Here is a 15,258-nt window from a genome sequence, read left to right on the forward strand (position 1 = left end):
AAGCCCGAGCCCTGTGTCATGATTCTGCGTCAACCTGACCGGCCTCGCCTCGCATGACTTCAGTCAAAGACGTTGCACAACTGGCCGGCGTGTCCCTGATGACGGTTTCTCGAGCGCTCAACACCCCGGAAAAACTGAGCCCCGAAACCCTTCAGCGGGTGCGTCGCGCCATCGACGAATTGCAATTCGTACCGAGCCTGTCGGCGCGCAGAATGCGCGGCGACAATCTCCAGTCGCGCACCATCGGCGTGTTCGCGCTGGACACCGCAACCACACCGTTCGCGGTGGAACTGCTGCTGTCCATCGAGCAGACCGCGCAGCAGGCGGGCTGGAATGTCTTCATCCTTAACCTGTTGAGCAACCCGCCCACCGACCAGAACATCGACCTGATGTTGTCGCACCGGCCCGACGGGTTGATCTTCAGCGCCATGGGCTTTCGCCACGTCAGCATTCCCGAGCGCTTGAAGAGCAAACCCCTGGTGCTCGCCAATTGCCTGGCCGATGACAGTCGCCTGATCAGTTATGTGCCGGACGACGAAGCCGGGCAGTATCGCGCCGTACATCATGCGTTGAGCCAGGGTTATCGGCGCCCGCTGTGTATCAATCTGCCCAAACAGAGCCTGGCCTGGGGCCTGCGACAAGAAGGCTTGCAGCGCGCCTGTCAGGCATTCGGGCTGGCGCCTGACGCGCTCCTGCAATACGACCTTTCCGATCATGACGCCTATGGTGAAACCGCAGGCATCCTCGACCGGCACATCATTGAGGGTCGTCCGCAATTCGACATTCTGATCTGTGGCAACGACCGCATTGCGTTTTGTGCCTATCAGCTGCTGCTGGGCCGTGGTCTGAAAATTCCCGACGATGTCGCGGTGCTCGGCTACGACAACATGATCGGTATCGCTGAACTGTTCATCCCGCCGCTGACCACGGTGCAACTGCCGTACTACGAAATCGGTCGCAAGGCCACCCGGCACCTGATCGAAGCCCTTGAAGTAGAAGGCGCGCAGCCGGTTGATTGTCCGTTGGTGGTCCGGGCGTCGCTATGAGGCGCACGCCCTTCCCTCAGATCCGACGCGGATCGATCTCCCCGGTCCACGCCAGCAGCGCCGCCAACAGAAAGAAGCTGCCGCAGGCTGATTCGACCTTCTGTTCCACCGTTGCGGTGGTGCGATAGCAATGGCCGATAAATCGCCCTTCCTCGAAGTCGGTGCTGCGCACGATCGCCGCCAGTAACTGCCCGGCCTGTTGCCGCAACACCTCAGACTCGACGGCACCTTCAGCCTCGATAGCGTCTATTGCCCGCCCTTGCAGGGCCAGTGCCGCCATCGCCGCGGCGCAAGGGTCGCTCGGTCCCTGGGGTTGATCCAGGCGATTGGCCGGGATGGACAAGCCGCGACTGTCCCGCCAGTACCGCCCCGCCTGGTTGCCGTCACTGCGAAACGGCTCACCGTATAAGCGGGCACCGGTTTCCAGACCGAGCATGGCCCAGGCTTGCCCGCGTGACCAATTACCCGGGACATCACCGGCCTGCCATTGCCCCTGGTCAAAATGCCCATGGCTGCTCCAGGCACCGCCCGTGCCTGCGCAGGCGCGGAAGGAGGTCTGCAACTGTTGACGGCCGAGCCCCAGCAGCCGTGGATCGGCATGCAGGGCAAACAGCTGCAGGGTCGCGGCCAGCGGATCGATGCTCAAACGGCTGTCACCGTGTTCACCGCCACCCATCTCGCGACCGAGGGGGATGCAGCCCAACACCGGATCGAAGGCCCATGCCAGACGCTGTACCGCCTGCTCCGTCAGTTCTTCGGCCTGGGGATCGGCCAACAGCCGTGCGCCCAACCCGGCGCCGTACCAGAAAATCAGGCTGCGATGATGGGTCTCGCTGTCGAGCTGGCCCCGCAGTCTCTCGGCAATGCGCCAGGCCTTTTGCAGATCGTCACGATGCCCTGTGCAATGGGCGCGCAACCACCACAGGCCAGCCCAGAACCCACCCAGCCAGGAGCCGCTGACAGAGACCTTCCATGCCTCGCCGCCTCCCGTGCGATAGAGGGGAAAGCCTAGGCCGCACTCGGCGTCGATCTGCTCCAGTCGCGCGAAGATAGCGTTGATGGCGTGCCGAACTTCAGTCGTCTCAAGTGGCCGCGCCAGAACCTCGAACATGCTCATTTGACCGCCCTCAAGGAGGATTCGACGGCGCTGTTTCTGTGACGTTGCCGACCCCGCATCAACAGCAGGCACAGCAGACAACCCAACAGCAACACGCCGATCAGCGCCAGCCAGGCGCTGGCAAAACCCCATGGCCCGTTCTGCACCAGCCCGAACAACGGCGGGCCCAGGGCAAAACCACCAAAGAACCCCACCGACAGCAAACCCGCGGCCGGTGCCGGGCTGCCGAAGCCCGGGTCGCGCAGGACCATGCTCATGGCGATCGCATTGGTCGCCACCGCCGTCAGCCCCATACCCAGAGCCCCGGCCCACAATGGCCAGTGACTGCCCGGCGCGGCCAGGGAGGTGAGCCACAAGGCCAGGCTCGACAGCAGCAATAACACCAGCAGCAGCCAGGACTCATCGACCATGCGCGCGCCCAAAGGCGTGAAAAAAATCCGCGCCACAATGCCCATCACGCCAAAACCGGCGATCAAGCCGCCGATCAATGTCGCCGGCATCCCTTGGCCCGCCGCGAACACTCCGAGAAAAGTCACGAACGACGAAAGCACGATGCCCACGCACAACTGCACGCTCATCAACAGCGCCAGCCGCCCGTTGGGTCGGGCAATGGCGAGGCTCAGCGGTTGACCCTTGTGCCCCAGGGGAGCCACTCGCGGCCCCAGACATGCCAGCAACAAGGCGGGTATCAGTAAACTGGCCAGCGCCTCGCGCCAGCCAAGACTCATCGCCAGGCTCGGCAGCAGCAAGCCGGCGAACAGCGCCGAGACCTGCACCCCGGATTGTTTCAAACCGACCACCGCCGCCTTGTGCCGGGGTTCGACACGCTCGGCGATCAACAGATTGGTCACCGGGTTGGCCAGTGCCTGGGCAATTCCGCATGCCGCCAACGCCAGCACCACGCCGACGAATCCCGGCAGGCTGGCCAGCAATCCATAGGCACCCACCGTGCTCCAGAACAGCACCGCCATGGCCCGCCGGGTGCCCAGCCGGTTGACCAGCGGCCCGGCCCACAACGACAACAGCGCGGCAAAACCGAAGGCGCTGGTGATCAGCCAGCCCAGCCAATGGGTCGGCACCCCGAGGTCGGCGACGATTAACGGGCCGAGAGTGCCGACCGCGTAGAAAATCAGCATCGGCAAGGCCATCGCCGCGGTCAGTATCACCCGCAACCACCAGCCCTGGGGGGCTTTGTGTTCGGTCATCGGGCCATCCCCCGGATCGCCGACGGCCCGTCGAAATCCAGCCCGGCATCAGCGCAACTGTCCAGCAGTTGCCGCCCTACCGCGCTGATCAGCGCATCGTCGGTGCCGTCGAGAATGTGCGTGGTGCGCGCGGTGCGGTAGATCCCCGACAGCGGCGACAGCTCGCTCAGGCCCTCGGCGCCCATGATCTGGATCGCCGAATCCACCGCCTCGCTCAAGGCCTGGGAAGCAGCGACCTTGGCGATGTTGACCTCGATGCTGTTGGCCACCCCGGCATCGTGTTTACCGGCGGCGTCCTGCAGCAACGCACGGGCGCTGGCGATGGCTTGATAGACCTTGAATACCCGCTGGCGCACCAGCTGCTTATCCGCCAGCCGCGCCTGCTGGCCACGGGCCGAGTGGATACGCGCGCACATCAGGTCGAAGCAGCGCTGGGCCAGGCCCAGCCAGTGCACCGAACGCAATATCCGCCCCAGCCCCAGGCGTTCCTGCATCAGCGCCAGACCCTGCCCCGGTTGCCCCAGCACATGGCTGGGCGGGACCCGCACCTGGTCGAAGGACAATTCAGCCTGACCAGAGAACCGGCCAAGGATCGACAACGGCCGCTCCACCCGAAAGCCCGGCGCATCACTGGGCACCAGCAACATCGACAAGGCGTTCTCAAGAGGACCGGAGCCGGTGCGGGCAATCACCGTGATCAGGCCTGCACGCTCGGCGCGGCAGATGAACCACTTGCGCCCGCTCAGCAGCCACTGGCCGTCGACGAACTCGGCGTGGCTACTCAGGGTCGCCGGGATCGAACCGATGCTGTCGGGCTCGGACATGCCGTAACTGGAGACCAGCGTCCCCGCGGCCAACGGCGCGAGAAAGCGCTGGCGAATGTCCTCGCTGGCATGCCGGGTGAGCATGTGCAGATCCAGGGTGGCATCGTCACCGAAGATCGCCGGGGCGTACTCGGAACGCCCCTCCTGCTCGGCCACCGCCAGATAGTCGCGCAGGCTGGCGATACGCCCGCCGAGGGCCTGAGGGTAAAAACTGCCCCAGAGCCCGGCGGCCCGCGCCTCGGCGCTGAGTTCGGCCATGCGCCGGGCGGCCTGGCGGGGCTCCGCCGCCAGTTCGGCTTCCAGCGGGATGATGCGTTCGTCGACAAAACACCGCACCGCCCGGGCCAGCTCGGCGCTGTCCCGGCGGGCGTTCAATGCCTGTGCACTCAACATGCGATGCCCGCCCCGCTCTCCAGAAACGCCACTTCGGCGGCCAGGGATTTCTTGTCGATCTTGCCGGCCGGGGTCAGCGGTAACTGACGGTAGAAGCGCAGGTATTCCGGCAGCTTGTTGACCTCCAGGCCTTGCTCGCGCAGGTAGTCGGTCAGCTCGCTCAGGGAGAAACGTGGCGCGCCGTCACGCAGGGTCACGCAGATGCACACCCGCTGGCCAAGGTCCGGGTCCGGCACCGCCACACAAGCGACGCTGACCACGTCCGGGTGACCGGTGGCCAGGGTTTCGATCTGCACCGGGCTGATATTGGCGCCACCACGGATGATGATGTCCTTCTTGCGCCCGGCCAGAATCAGGTAGCCGTCGGCGTCGATGTAGCCCAAGTCGCCGGTGTTGACCCAGCCTTCGGCATCGCGGTACTGCGCGTCGAGTTCCGGGGCATTGACGTATTGCATCGGGCTCAGGGGGCCACGGGCCTTGATTTCACCGACGCCGCCCTGGGGCACTTCGTTGCCCTGTTCGTCGACAATCTTGATCGCGCACACCGCCGGGTTCGGCCGACCGACGCTGTAGAACACCACGTCCTGGGCATCGTCCAGGGTGTTGTGACAGTTCACTCCGTCCGCCGAACCATAGAGGCTGATGAAACCGCAACCGAACGCCTCGACGCAGCGGCGCACGGTCACTTCATCGATCAGCGAACCACCGCAGATCAACCCCAGCAGGCTGGACTTGTCGACCTGTTGCAGGCGAGCGTCGGCAGCGATGCGCTGGAGCATGGTCGGCACCCCGAGGATGTGCGTCGGACGCAGTTGCTCGATGGCCTCGATCGCCGCCTCCACGTCGAACTGCGGCAGCACCGCAATCGAACCACCGAGCCACGACAGGCTGCCAAAGGTGGCGGTGGAACCGAAGGATGACCCCAATGGCACCAGGTACAGCCCGCGGAAGCTCTCGCCTTCGGGGTGGATGCGCTGCAAGAAACGCCCGCGCCCGCCCACCAGGGCATTGTGCGAATAGGCCACCAGTTTGGGTTCGGATTCAGTACCGGACGACACCAGCAAACGCACTGGTGAGTTGGGGCAAACCTGGGGCAATTGCGCTTGGGTCAACGGCTCGGCCTCAAGCATGTCCTGCAGACTCAACCAGCCGTCCCGGGTGCTACCTTCAACCACCAGCACCCGCAGCGACAACAGGCTCGGGCGCAAGGCTTCGATGACCTGGCACAGATCGATACCGGCGTACTGCGCCGGGACGATCACCACCCGCGCATCGCAACGACGCACCAGGGCCTGGATGTCCAGGCTGCCGCGTCCCGGTGGAAACGGCGCGACCACCGCCCCCAGGGCTGCGGCGGCGAGGTCGATGGCGCAACTGCGCCAACTGTTGGTCAGCTGATAAGCCACCACATCGCCGGCGACGATGCCGGCGGCACGCAGGCTCGCGGCCAGGCGCAGCGCGGCGTCATGCAACTGGCCATAGCTCAGGTTGCCTTCGGGCGAAAGTACCGCCGTTTTCTCCGGGGCACGTTGCGCGTGCTCGCGGAACAGTTGGTAGACCGAACGGTTGGGGTAAGTGCCGTCGAGTTCCCAAACACGGCGAACGTCGGCGGGAACCAGATCAATAATGCCTGCGTTATTCATCGAAAACTCCAGTGAGCGTTGACCGAGGTGTAGGTATTCACGCTTAAACACGTCTTCAATCGCCTGTCTTGAGCCAGCTGTGACAGGTCTTCTACGGCCACCGAGGCCGGTATTTCGGCGTCGCCCAGCACCTGTTGCCAGATAGCGGCGGACTGCGACGCCAAGGCACTGCGAAGCCGCCCGTCACGCCCCTCGGGGTCGCTGTGCAGATCGCAGGCGAGGATGATTTCCAGTTGCTGAAGTTGGGCCGGGGTCTGGCAGTCGATGGCCAGCAACCCGGCCAGGGTCGGATACACGCCCTTGAGCAGACTGTCTTCGGCGGTGGTCTCTTGCAGTTGCTGCACGCACAGCAGGTTGGCGGCGCCAAGCAGCGAGCTGTCGACCCGTACGCCCTGCCCACTGAGGGCACGATGCAGCAAGGCGGCGCTGACCCCTTGGGCCGCGACCACCCCGCCCAGCACATCCAGCACGGTGAACAGCGAGCCGCCCGGCGTCGCCGAGGCCTGGCCGATCTGTTCGCCGACGCCGGACCAGGCCTGGACCACGAAGTCGGTACCCGGCAAGGCTTCGCCCGGTCGGTCATGGCCCCAGCCGCCGGCATAGGCGTACACCAGCCCCGGATTGACCCGCATCAGGTCGGCGCGATCCAGGGCCAGTTCGGCGGCCTTGCCCGGCGCCCAGTTGTGCAGGAACACGTCAGCGTCCCGAACCCGCTCGTACAGCTCTTCGCGGCCGGCGGCGGACTTGATGTCCAGCTCACGGACCTGCTTGTGCCGATTGAGGGCATCGAAGCGCACCGACACGCCATCGACGCAAGGCGGCATGCCCCGAAGCGGGTCGCCGCCGGGCAGCTCGATGCGGATCACCTCGGCACCCAGCTGCGCCAACAGGTGCCCGGCCAGCGGACCCTGGATCCGCCGGCATGACTCGATCACCGTCAGGCCGCTCAACGGCAGTGCCTGCCCATCCAGGTCGCGCATCGGTTTGCCGCCAGCGCTGATGGCGTCGAAGGCCCAGGGCCCCTGCTCCAACTGAGCGCGCAGATTGCTGTCGGTGCGGCGCTCGGCCAGGCTGCGCACCGGGCATAGCGCAACACCGCTCAAGTCACACAGGGCGCTGATCCGCGCCATGGATAAGCGCGCCAGCGCCTGACGGAACACCGCCGGCATCGGCGCCACAGCCTTGGCGTAACGCAGCAGAAACGCCTTCCAGCCCTGCCCGGCCTGCTCGCCGTCAATGCCCACTTCCGCCCAGAAGCGCCGCCAGGGTTCGGCATCCAGGGTTTCCAGTTCGAAGTACACGCCATCGGCCGAGACAAACGGCGGACGATTCTTCGCGCACGTGGCCCCCGGCAACAGACGTTCGGCTTCCGCCCCCGCAGTCGCCCCCGCCAGGTACTGAGCAATGCCCAGCACTCCGGCCGCGGCCATGGAAGTGGTCACGCCGTTGAAATCACCACCGCGCAACTGCCCAAGCGCGGCGGCGAATACGCCTTGCAGAGCCAGGCTGGCGCTCAGGGTCGAGACATAATCCACCCCCAACCCTTGGGCCTTGCCGCTGGCCCGGCCATGCACCGACATCAAGCCGCAGGCCGCCTGAGCTGTGTGCTCGGTGATACCCGCGCAGCTGCCGTCGGGCCAGCCATGAATCAGCCCATCGAGTGGTTTCAAATCGGGGTGGTGCAAGGTAAAACCCAAACCCTCGCGCACCGGGTCATCAGTCAGGGGCTGCGGGTTCAGGCCCAGCGCCGTCGCTTGGTAGCGCAGTGACGCGGCCAGAGGTGCGAGCCTGGCAGATGAAGAAGCAAAGGAGCCGCTGAGGCTACATCCATGTAGAAGACGTGACATAAAACCTACGCCAGAGTGGTTACATAACGCTGCGCGGACGGCCTCGGGTGAGGTACGTCACGCAGGCCCGGAGCGATCGGCCGGCAATCAGCCACCGGCAACCGCCGGCAGAATGGTGATGGCATCGCCGGCCTTGAGAGGGGTGGCCAGGTTGTCGGCAAAACGGATGTCGTCATCGTTGACGTAGATGTTCACGAAACGATGCACTTGACCGTCGCGAATCAATCGCTCTTTAACGCCGGGGTACTCCCGTTCCATGTGCTCGATCACTTCAAGAACCGTACTTCCCTGAACTTCGACGCGCTTCTGATCTTGAGTAAAAGAGCGCAACAAAGTTGGCACAATGACGGAAATCGACATGCAGAACTCCCTGAGCCGAATAAGGCTCTTTTTATTAGTTAATTAATCTTGTTTAACGCTGTACCGGCATTAAGTTTCAGCGCACGACATGAATACTTTCTTCGGTAACTTTACGATTAACGATTCGAAAGCTGCGCACCGCGACATCAATATCCGGAACGGTTGAAACAATCACGTAGTGCACCGAGGCATCACCGGCATACTGCACATCTTCAGCGCTGGGATAGGCCACGCTGGCGGTATGCGAGTGATAGATCACCCGGCACTCCTCGTCCCGCTCATCCAGTTCACGCCAGACCGCCAGTTGCTGTTTCGGCGCAAAGCTGAAGAAAGTCGGCGAGCGCGCCGCGTTGTCCATGGCGATCAGCCGCTCGGCGGTTCTGGTGCCGGCGGGTGCGGCGATGATGCCGCAGGTTTCCAGTGGATGATCCCGCCGCGCCTGTTCCAGCATGGCCTCCAGCAGGCCGGCACGAATACTCAACATCCTCGCCCGTCGCCCCCGTTCAATAACTCGGCAACGTCGGCTCGACGTCACGCACCCAGGCCAGTACGCCGCCCTCCAGGTTGCGCACATTGCTGAAGCCCAACTGTTGCAATTCCTGCAATACCGCCTTGGAGCGCGCCCCGGACTTGCAGTGCAGGACCAGGTTGGCGTGCTTGCCGAAGCGGGTTTCGATCAGCGCGGCAGTGTTCGGTCCCTTGGGTATGTGCTGTGCCCCCTGAATGCGCACGATGTCCCACTCGGTACGCTCGCGCACATCGATCACCAGCACATCCTGGCCCCGTTCGCGCAGGGCTTGCAGCTCCCGGGCGCTGATGGACGGAATGTCCGAAGGTTGCACGCCCTTGGGCGCGGTCAGCCCGCAGAACGTCTGATAATCACTCAGGGCGGTGATCGGCTGGCGCCCGGGTGAACGACGCAGCGGCATCTGCCGGTAGGACATTTCCAGAGCGTCGTAGACCATCAGGCGTCCCAGCAGGCTTTCGCCGATGCCGGTGATGAGCTTGACCGCCTCGGTGGCCATGATCGCGCCGATGGAGGCACAGAGAATGCCCAGCACACCGCCCTCCGAACAGGATGGCGCCAGCTCCGGGGGGGGCGGCTCCGGGTACAGGTCGCGGTAATTGAGGCCGACACCGCCGGGAGCGTTTTCCCAGAATACCGAGGCCTGCCCCTCGAAACGGAAGATCGAACCCCAGACATAAGGCTTGTTGGCCAGCACGCAAGCATCGTTGACCAGGTAGCGGGTAGCGAAGTTGTCGGTGCCATCGAGGATCAGGTCGTACTGGCTGAACAACTGCACCGCGGTTTCCGGTTCCAGGCGCTGGTCATAAAGATTGACCTGCACGTGGGGGTTCAGATCCTTGATCGCCGCGGCGGCGCTTTCAACCTTCAACTGGCCCACAGTGGCGACCCGGTGAATCACCTGGCGCTGCAAGTTGGACTCGTCCACCCGGTCGAAATCGATGATACCCAGAGTGCCGACGCCAGCCGCCGCCAGATATAACAAGGCCGGTGAACCCAGGCCGCCCGCACCGATGACCAGCACTTTACTGCTCTTCAAGCGACGCTGGCCTTCAAGGCCCACATCGGGAATTAACAAGTGTCGGCTATAGCGGGTTATTTCTTCATTACTCAGGTTTGCAAGAGGTTCTACAAGAGCGGGAAGTTTCATGGTTAACACCTGTTACTGAATGCAACAGATTCTCAGGCAGCAACTTCAATTAATCAATTCAACGGGTCTGGCTTTTCATATTCGGAAGCCACGTTTTTGTATGCATTTAAACAATCACCAGTGACTATGACGAATAGAAGAAAGCCCTCTTTCGAGGGCTTTCAGGGGTGCATCTTTAGTGTCAGGCGAGGAAGGTCGACATGTCCTTGCACACAGCGCTGAACGCCTCGACAAAATGCCGCGCTTCAGCGTCGCTGAGCACCAGCGGCGGCTGGATGCGCATCACCCGGTTGTTGTTGGCGGTGACGAACGTCAGCACCCCGTGTTCCCGCGACAGTTTGCTGACGAAGCGCAGCACGAACATTTCCTCGAAGTTTTTCTCCACCTCGCTGATGGCCTCCTCGATATGCCGCTTGGCCTTGCCCGACAGCATGCGATAAGTGCCCGCCGCGTTCCCCGGTATCCGGCTTGCGAACTCGCGCACGAATGCCTCGACCCCACCGTGGAAGCTGTACTCGAACTCGATGGCAATCATCAGCCCGACACCGCGCACCTCGCGGATGAACGGGTAGCCGCTGACCGCCTCGCGCAGGGCCTCCTTGAGCTGCCCGCCGACCCGCGCGGCATTGCCGGCCAGGTCTTCGTCGGCGATCACGTCCAGGGTCGCCAGGGCCGAGGCCGAGGCGAAATTGCCGCCGCCGAAGGTCGAGGTATGCAAGGCGAAGGTATCGATGCTGCCGTAGGCGCGGTCCCACAGCGCCGCGCTGGACAGGGTCGCGCCGATGGGCACGGCGCCGCCGGAGAGAGACTTGGACAGCACCAGAATATCCGGCACCACCGCCTCCCACTCGCAGGCGAAAAGCTTGCCGGTGCGCCCCAGACCGGTCTGGATCTCGTCGAGAATCAACAGGCAGTCATGGGCGCTGCACAGCTCCCGGACCTGTTTCAGGTAGCCCTCCGGCGGCAGTATCACCCCGCCCTCGCCCTGGATCGGTTCCAGGATAAAGGCGCCGATATCGCCCTGGCGCAAGGCCGATTCCAGCGCGGCCAGATCGCCGAAGGGGATCGAATCGCAGCGCGACAACAGCGGTTTGAACGGATCGCGGTGCTTGTCGCGGCCGGTCACCGACAGTGCGCCCAGGGTTTTGCCGTGATAGCCGTTGTCGCAATACAGCAGCCGTGGGCGACGCATGGCGGCCATGGCCAGCTTCAACGCGGCCTCGATCGCCTCGGTGCCGGAGTTGCTGAAGAACACCCGCTCCAGATTACCCGGCGCCAGTTCGCTGAGACGCTGCGCCAGCAGACTGGTTTGCAGCGGCACCGAGACGTACTGGACGAAGGTTGGGTGCTGCTGTTGCAAGTATGTCTGCAATGCCTGATTGACCCGCGGGTGGTTATGTCCGGTATTCAGGCAGCCATAACCGGCGACGAAATCCAGGTAACGCCCGCCGTCCAGGTCTGTCAGCCAGCAACCGCTGCCGTGGGTGAACACCCGCTCGATATGGTTGAACTGATAAAACTCGCGCAACACCGGATTAATGTGCTCGCCAAAACAACGCAGGACTTCGGCGCGCAACGCGGTCGGCTGCTCGGCGGTCGGGGTGGCCGTGGGCCGTCGATGGAAACGGCGCAAGGCCTGGAAGTCTTCTTCGCGCAGACGTTCGCCATAGGACGCCATCGGCGACGGGGAGAAACCATGCAGCTCGGCGATCCGGCCGATCTCCAGCACCCGCTCCTCGGGCAGTTCGCGGCCGATGGAAAACGCCTCGGCACGCCCCTCCAGCGCCAGCACCAGGGTTTCCGCCAGGCAGCCGTTGAGGAATTTCTTCGGTGCCAGCCCCAGGGTCTCGGTGCCGAAACGCAACGCTTCACTGGCCGAAACCAGACCGCCATCGATGATCAGGATGTCTTTGCGGTCGTGGTGAAACGGCAGCACATCACGGGGTAACGCGGCGTCCACCACCACCGAACCCGGTGCCAGCCGATAGGGGTCGATCACCCCGCCACTGGAGGTTGCGGCGACATAGAAACGCACCTCGTCGTAGCAGCTGTCGATGTCTGCGGTCATGCGCACCTGGCCGTGCATCTGCGCCGGCAGATACGCCAGGCTTTCGCGGCCTTGCTCGACACTGCCACGGTGTACCAGACGCAAGCGGCAACCGTCCCGGGCCAGCAGCTTGGCGATGACCAGGGCAATCGACCCCGGATAACCGACCACGGCCACTTCGCTGTCCGCAGGCGAGACCTCCAGGCGGGCCATGGCTTCCAGCACATTCTTGTAGGCGGCGTAGGCCGTGAGCGAGTTGCCGGTGGTGACCGGCACGCCGCTGCGGTCCAGGGTCTGCAAGCCGCGATTGCCGACGATGGCGGTAAAACCGCCCAGGCCAACCAATTGCGCGCCCTGCTCTTTCAGGCTTTGCACACCTTCGAGCACGCGGCCGGCAATGGTTCGCGGCTGGCTGAGCATTTGCTCGGCGGTCAGCGGCAGGTAATGCAGGATGCCTTCGCAGGTTGCGCCACTGGCACTGACGATGCGCCCGAAGTCGGCGAACGGCACCAGGTTGCGTGGCTGCCAGAGCTGGGCCTGGTAACCACGATCCTGCTCAACGAGGGTGCGGTCCAGCAGGTCGATGATCTTCACCTGACGTTGCAGGGCGATGGAGGTCGGGTGGGCGATAAATCCGAATTTCATGGGGGTCTTTCCTGGGTTCTGGCTCATTGACGGGTCCAAGCGGTTTCGGAGACCAGGCTCAAGCCGTCGCCCTCCGAGTTATGGGCCAGCAACACGTCGAAAATATTCAATTGTCCGGGGCGCGTCAGGGCGTTGCGCAGATGCGCTTCATCGAAGCTCACCAGACGTTCGCGGTGCAGGCTGATCGGCCCGACTCGCTCCAGCGGTGCCGCCAACGGCGCGGCACTGGTCACCGAAACCTGTTGCGCGCCATTGTGGGCGTAGCGTTTGTCGAGGTAGGTCTGGATCAGCGACAACAGGCCGTTGGTGAGGTAGAACAGGGTCACGTTGCGCTTCGCCGCCTCAGGGTCCTCGGCCAGCCCTTGGGCCAGCCGCGCCTCGATATCCGGCACCAGCGCCCGGGCGCCGTCGCCGACAAAGGCCAGGACATTGCCGCCGCCGGTCATGGCGATATAGGGCAAGGCCATCAGGGCATCGCCCATCAGGGCGCGTCCGTACCAGCCGGAAAAGCCCGGATCGGTGCGTGGCACATTGCGCATCGCCGAGATGCCACAGCGGCCGACGTCATAGACGCCGACATAGCGATAGCCCTGTTGCTCGATCAGTTCGCGCACCAGGTTGCCCAGGCGGCGAAAGAAGTAATTGGAGGTCATCGGCAGGGTTTCGATGTGGTCCGCCGCCACGCTCTCGCTGGTGGCCGACAACATCTGGAGCTTGGCCCGACGCATGGCGAGGATCTGCGGCTCGACCTCTAATCCCCTTTCGATGTGATCGAGGAACACATCCAGCGGCACATCCAGCGCCAGGTCGGTAAACGGCGAAAGATGCCGCGGCTCATGGTTGACCTGCACCACCCGCAACTGACGCTTGAGCTTGCCTTCGGAAAACGGCGTGGCGGCCTGGTCGACCTTGCCCTTGAGGAAGAACACGCAATGGCTTTGCGGCCCGTTCAATTCGTGGTCGGTGTGCACGAACTGATAGACCCGTCGGCTGAAGCCATACAACGACAATGGCCCCAGATAGTTCGGCACCGGCCTTCCTTCGTGGTAAGGGCCGACACTGCCGGGCTGGGTGATGCTGTCGGCCAGGCCAATGGCCCCGCGCTCAGCCAGGGCATGCACCCGTTGCCGCTGCTGATCGCTGAGCTTGCCGCACTGCCAGAGCAGGTGCAGCGGCTGGTGGTTGATCAGGTCCAGCGCCTGATCCAGCGCCTCGATCCGGGTGCTGCTGAGAACGGTTGCCGGGGTCGCTGGCGGCTCGGGCAGACGCACATTCAGCGGCACCAGGGGCCGGGACTCCAGCACTCCTTGAGTGGCGAGGATGAACACCGGCTCGGCCCGCTCGGCGAGCATGGCGAAGGCTTGCTCCAGGCAGGCACCGATCTCCTCGACCTTGCGGATGAACACCTGGCGCAGGCCCTTGGCCTCGATCACCCGGCGCCCGTCGTTGTCACCATCGTGGGTGCCCTGGAAGGCATACCAGACGCTTTCCGGGCTGTCGGCGCAGATGATCAGCCCCGGCGCGCCGAGACGCTTGAGGTTGGCCAGGGTGCCACGGAATTCATCGATCATGCCCGAGGTCACGGTGATCACATAGGCCCGACCGAACAGCTGCCATCCGGCCATGGCGCTCACCGCCAGGTTGTGTTCGTTGCAGCCACTGAGGCAACGCACACCCGTGCCGGCGACATTTTGCTGCATGGACTGAATCAACCCGGCCACCATGGACCCGGTGTAGGAATGAAAATCCCAGCGCTCCTGCCAGCGACTGCGCATGAAGCGAGTCACTTCCGTCGCCAGGCTCACCGACAGCAGCGGGCCGCTGATGGAGCGCGCCAGCAGGCGGTTGAAGTGCGCGTGTTCCAGGTGATCCAGGACGATCCGCAACAAGTCCGCACGCCGCGCCGCGCGGTCCTCTCCCGCCACCCGCAGATGGCGATTGCCACCGATGCGGTTCATCCATTGCGCCAAGGCCGACAGGCTGCAATACAGCAAGGCCGAATGGGGCGACAGACGCGAGTTGGGCGCGGCGGCAATCAACTCGTCGAAAGGGTCGGCGATGCCGGCCTCCTCTTGTTCACCCAGATCGAGAATGAACAGCTCGCTCGACAGTTGCGGGTCAAGGTGACGCAACCGCGATTGCGCCGCCTCGACTGAATCGAAGGTCATCAACCACAGATCCGGCAGCGCCGCGGTATTCGCCGGGCTACCTTGCAAATAGCTCCGGGCCTGGACCATCAGGGCTTCCAGAACCGCCTCACTCCTTGGCCGCGGCCCCAGGGCCCGGTGCATTTCTTCGCTGCCTCCGATCGTCAGTGGCCAGTCAGCGGCGCTGGCAGGTGGCTGCAAGCCGGCCTGCAACTGCTCGATGACAAAGGTCACATCCTCGATCAGAGGCTCAGCCTGGGTCACCAGACAGATGCCTAAGGTTGCCTTCATGAACTCATCCTTACTCA

The 15,258-nt window shown here is 63.9% G+C and carries 11 protein-coding genes; 1 reads left to right on the top strand and 10 read right to left on the bottom strand.

Annotation, left to right across the window (positions count from 1 at the left end; translation table 11 throughout):
- Window positions 1-53 precede the first annotated feature (53 nt).
- On the top strand, window positions 54-1,046 hold the full coding sequence (locus tag PSH64_RS15420; RefSeq protein ID WP_105344394.1) for a LacI family DNA-binding transcriptional regulator: 993 nt from the start codon (window positions 54-56) through the stop codon (window positions 1,044-1,046).
- Window positions 1,047-1,062: 16 nt separating this feature from the next.
- Here PSH64_RS15420 and PSH64_RS15425 read toward each other — a convergent pair whose 3' ends face one another.
- The 10 genes from PSH64_RS15425 to PSH64_RS15470 form a co-directional block, all read right to left on the bottom strand.
- Entirely contained in the window at window positions 1,063-2,163 is a 1,101-nt protein-coding gene (locus tag PSH64_RS15425; protein ID WP_305477724.1) for a glucuronyl hydrolase, read from the bottom strand.
- A complete protein-coding gene (locus PSH64_RS15430; RefSeq protein ID WP_305477725.1) occupies window positions 2,160-3,368 on the bottom strand; it encodes a CynX/NimT family MFS transporter in 1,209 nt (402 codons plus the stop codon). Before PSH64_RS15430 ends, PSH64_RS15425 begins: the two co-directional genes overlap by 4 nt.
- Entirely contained in the window at window positions 3,365-4,585 is a 1,221-nt protein-coding gene (locus PSH64_RS15435; RefSeq protein ID WP_305477726.1) for an acyl-CoA dehydrogenase family protein, read from the bottom strand. The genes PSH64_RS15430 and PSH64_RS15435 overlap by 4 nt, the downstream gene beginning before the upstream one ends.
- A complete protein-coding gene (locus PSH64_RS15440) occupies window positions 4,579-6,228 on the bottom strand; it encodes a class I adenylate-forming enzyme family protein (RefSeq protein ID WP_305477727.1) in 1,650 nt (549 codons plus the stop codon). The genes PSH64_RS15435 and PSH64_RS15440 overlap by 7 nt, the downstream gene beginning before the upstream one ends.
- Window positions 6,225-8,075 carry a CoA transferase gene (locus PSH64_RS15445; RefSeq protein WP_305477728.1) on the bottom strand — a complete coding sequence of 617 codons (1,851 nt, stop codon included), beginning with the start codon at window positions 8,073-8,075 and terminating at the stop codon, window positions 6,225-6,227. The genes PSH64_RS15440 and PSH64_RS15445 overlap by 4 nt, the downstream gene beginning before the upstream one ends.
- A gap of 87 nt (window positions 8,076-8,162) precedes the next feature.
- Window positions 8,163-8,435, bottom strand: coding sequence for a MoaD family protein (locus tag PSH64_RS15450; protein WP_305477729.1), 273 nt, complete (start codon window positions 8,433-8,435; stop codon window positions 8,163-8,165).
- 76 nt (window positions 8,436-8,511) lie between these two features.
- The gene (locus PSH64_RS15455; RefSeq protein WP_105344412.1) at window positions 8,512-8,919 is read right to left on the bottom strand and encodes a Mov34/MPN/PAD-1 family protein; all 408 of its coding nucleotides are present in this window, start codon (window positions 8,917-8,919) and stop codon (window positions 8,512-8,514) included.
- Between the two features lie 19 nt (window positions 8,920-8,938).
- Window positions 8,939-10,111, bottom strand: a complete 1,173-nt coding sequence (gene moeB, locus PSH64_RS15460; RefSeq protein WP_305477730.1) for a molybdopterin-synthase adenylyltransferase MoeB — start codon at window positions 10,109-10,111, stop codon at window positions 8,939-8,941.
- A 181-nt stretch (window positions 10,112-10,292) separates the two neighbouring features.
- Complete coding sequence (locus PSH64_RS15465) at window positions 10,293-12,803, bottom strand: aminotransferase class III-fold pyridoxal phosphate-dependent enzyme (RefSeq protein ID WP_105344417.1); 2,511 nt, start codon at window positions 12,801-12,803, stop codon at window positions 10,293-10,295.
- 23 nt (window positions 12,804-12,826) lie between these two features.
- Complete coding sequence (locus PSH64_RS15470) at window positions 12,827-15,241, bottom strand: decarboxylase (RefSeq protein ID WP_105344420.1); 2,415 nt, start codon at window positions 15,239-15,241, stop codon at window positions 12,827-12,829.
- Between the last annotated feature and the right edge of the window lie 17 nt (window positions 15,242-15,258).

The sequence above is a fragment of the Pseudomonas sp. FP1742 genome (assembly GCF_030687145.1).
Classification (GTDB): Bacteria; Pseudomonadota; Gammaproteobacteria; order Pseudomonadales; family Pseudomonadaceae; genus Aquipseudomonas; species Aquipseudomonas frederiksbergensis_D.

Bases quoted from the DNA above. Each gene is read 5' to 3' on its own strand.
- PSH64_RS15420 (WP_105344394.1), top strand. From the start codon at position 54: ATGACTTCAGTCAAAGACGTTGCACAACTGGCCGGCGTGTCCCTGATG.
- PSH64_RS15425 (WP_305477724.1), bottom strand. From the start codon at position 2,163: ATGAGCATGTTCGAGGTTCTGGCGCGGCCACTTGAGACGACTGAAGTT.
- PSH64_RS15430 (WP_305477725.1), bottom strand. From the start codon at position 3,368: ATGACCGAACACAAAGCCCCCCAGGGCTGGTGGTTGCGGGTGATACTG.
- PSH64_RS15435 (WP_305477726.1), bottom strand. From the start codon at position 4,585: ATGTTGAGTGCACAGGCATTGAACGCCCGCCGGGACAGCGCCGAGCTG.
- PSH64_RS15440 (WP_305477727.1), bottom strand. From the start codon at position 6,228: ATGAATAACGCAGGCATTATTGATCTGGTTCCCGCCGACGTTCGCCGT.
- PSH64_RS15445 (WP_305477728.1), bottom strand. From the start codon at position 8,075: ATGTCACGTCTTCTACATGGATGTAGCCTCAGCGGCTCCTTTGCTTCT.
- PSH64_RS15450 (WP_305477729.1), bottom strand. From the start codon at position 8,435: ATGTCGATTTCCGTCATTGTGCCAACTTTGTTGCGCTCTTTTACTCAA.
- PSH64_RS15455 (WP_105344412.1), bottom strand. From the start codon at position 8,919: ATGTTGAGTATTCGTGCCGGCCTGCTGGAGGCCATGCTGGAACAGGCG.
- moeB (WP_305477730.1), bottom strand. From the start codon at position 10,111: ATGAAACTTCCCGCTCTTGTAGAACCTCTTGCAAACCTGAGTAATGAA.
- PSH64_RS15465 (WP_105344417.1), bottom strand. From the start codon at position 12,803: ATGAAATTCGGATTTATCGCCCACCCGACCTCCATCGCCCTGCAACGT.
- PSH64_RS15470 (WP_105344420.1), bottom strand. From the start codon at position 15,241: ATGAAGGCAACCTTAGGCATCTGTCTGGTGACCCAGGCTGAGCCTCTG.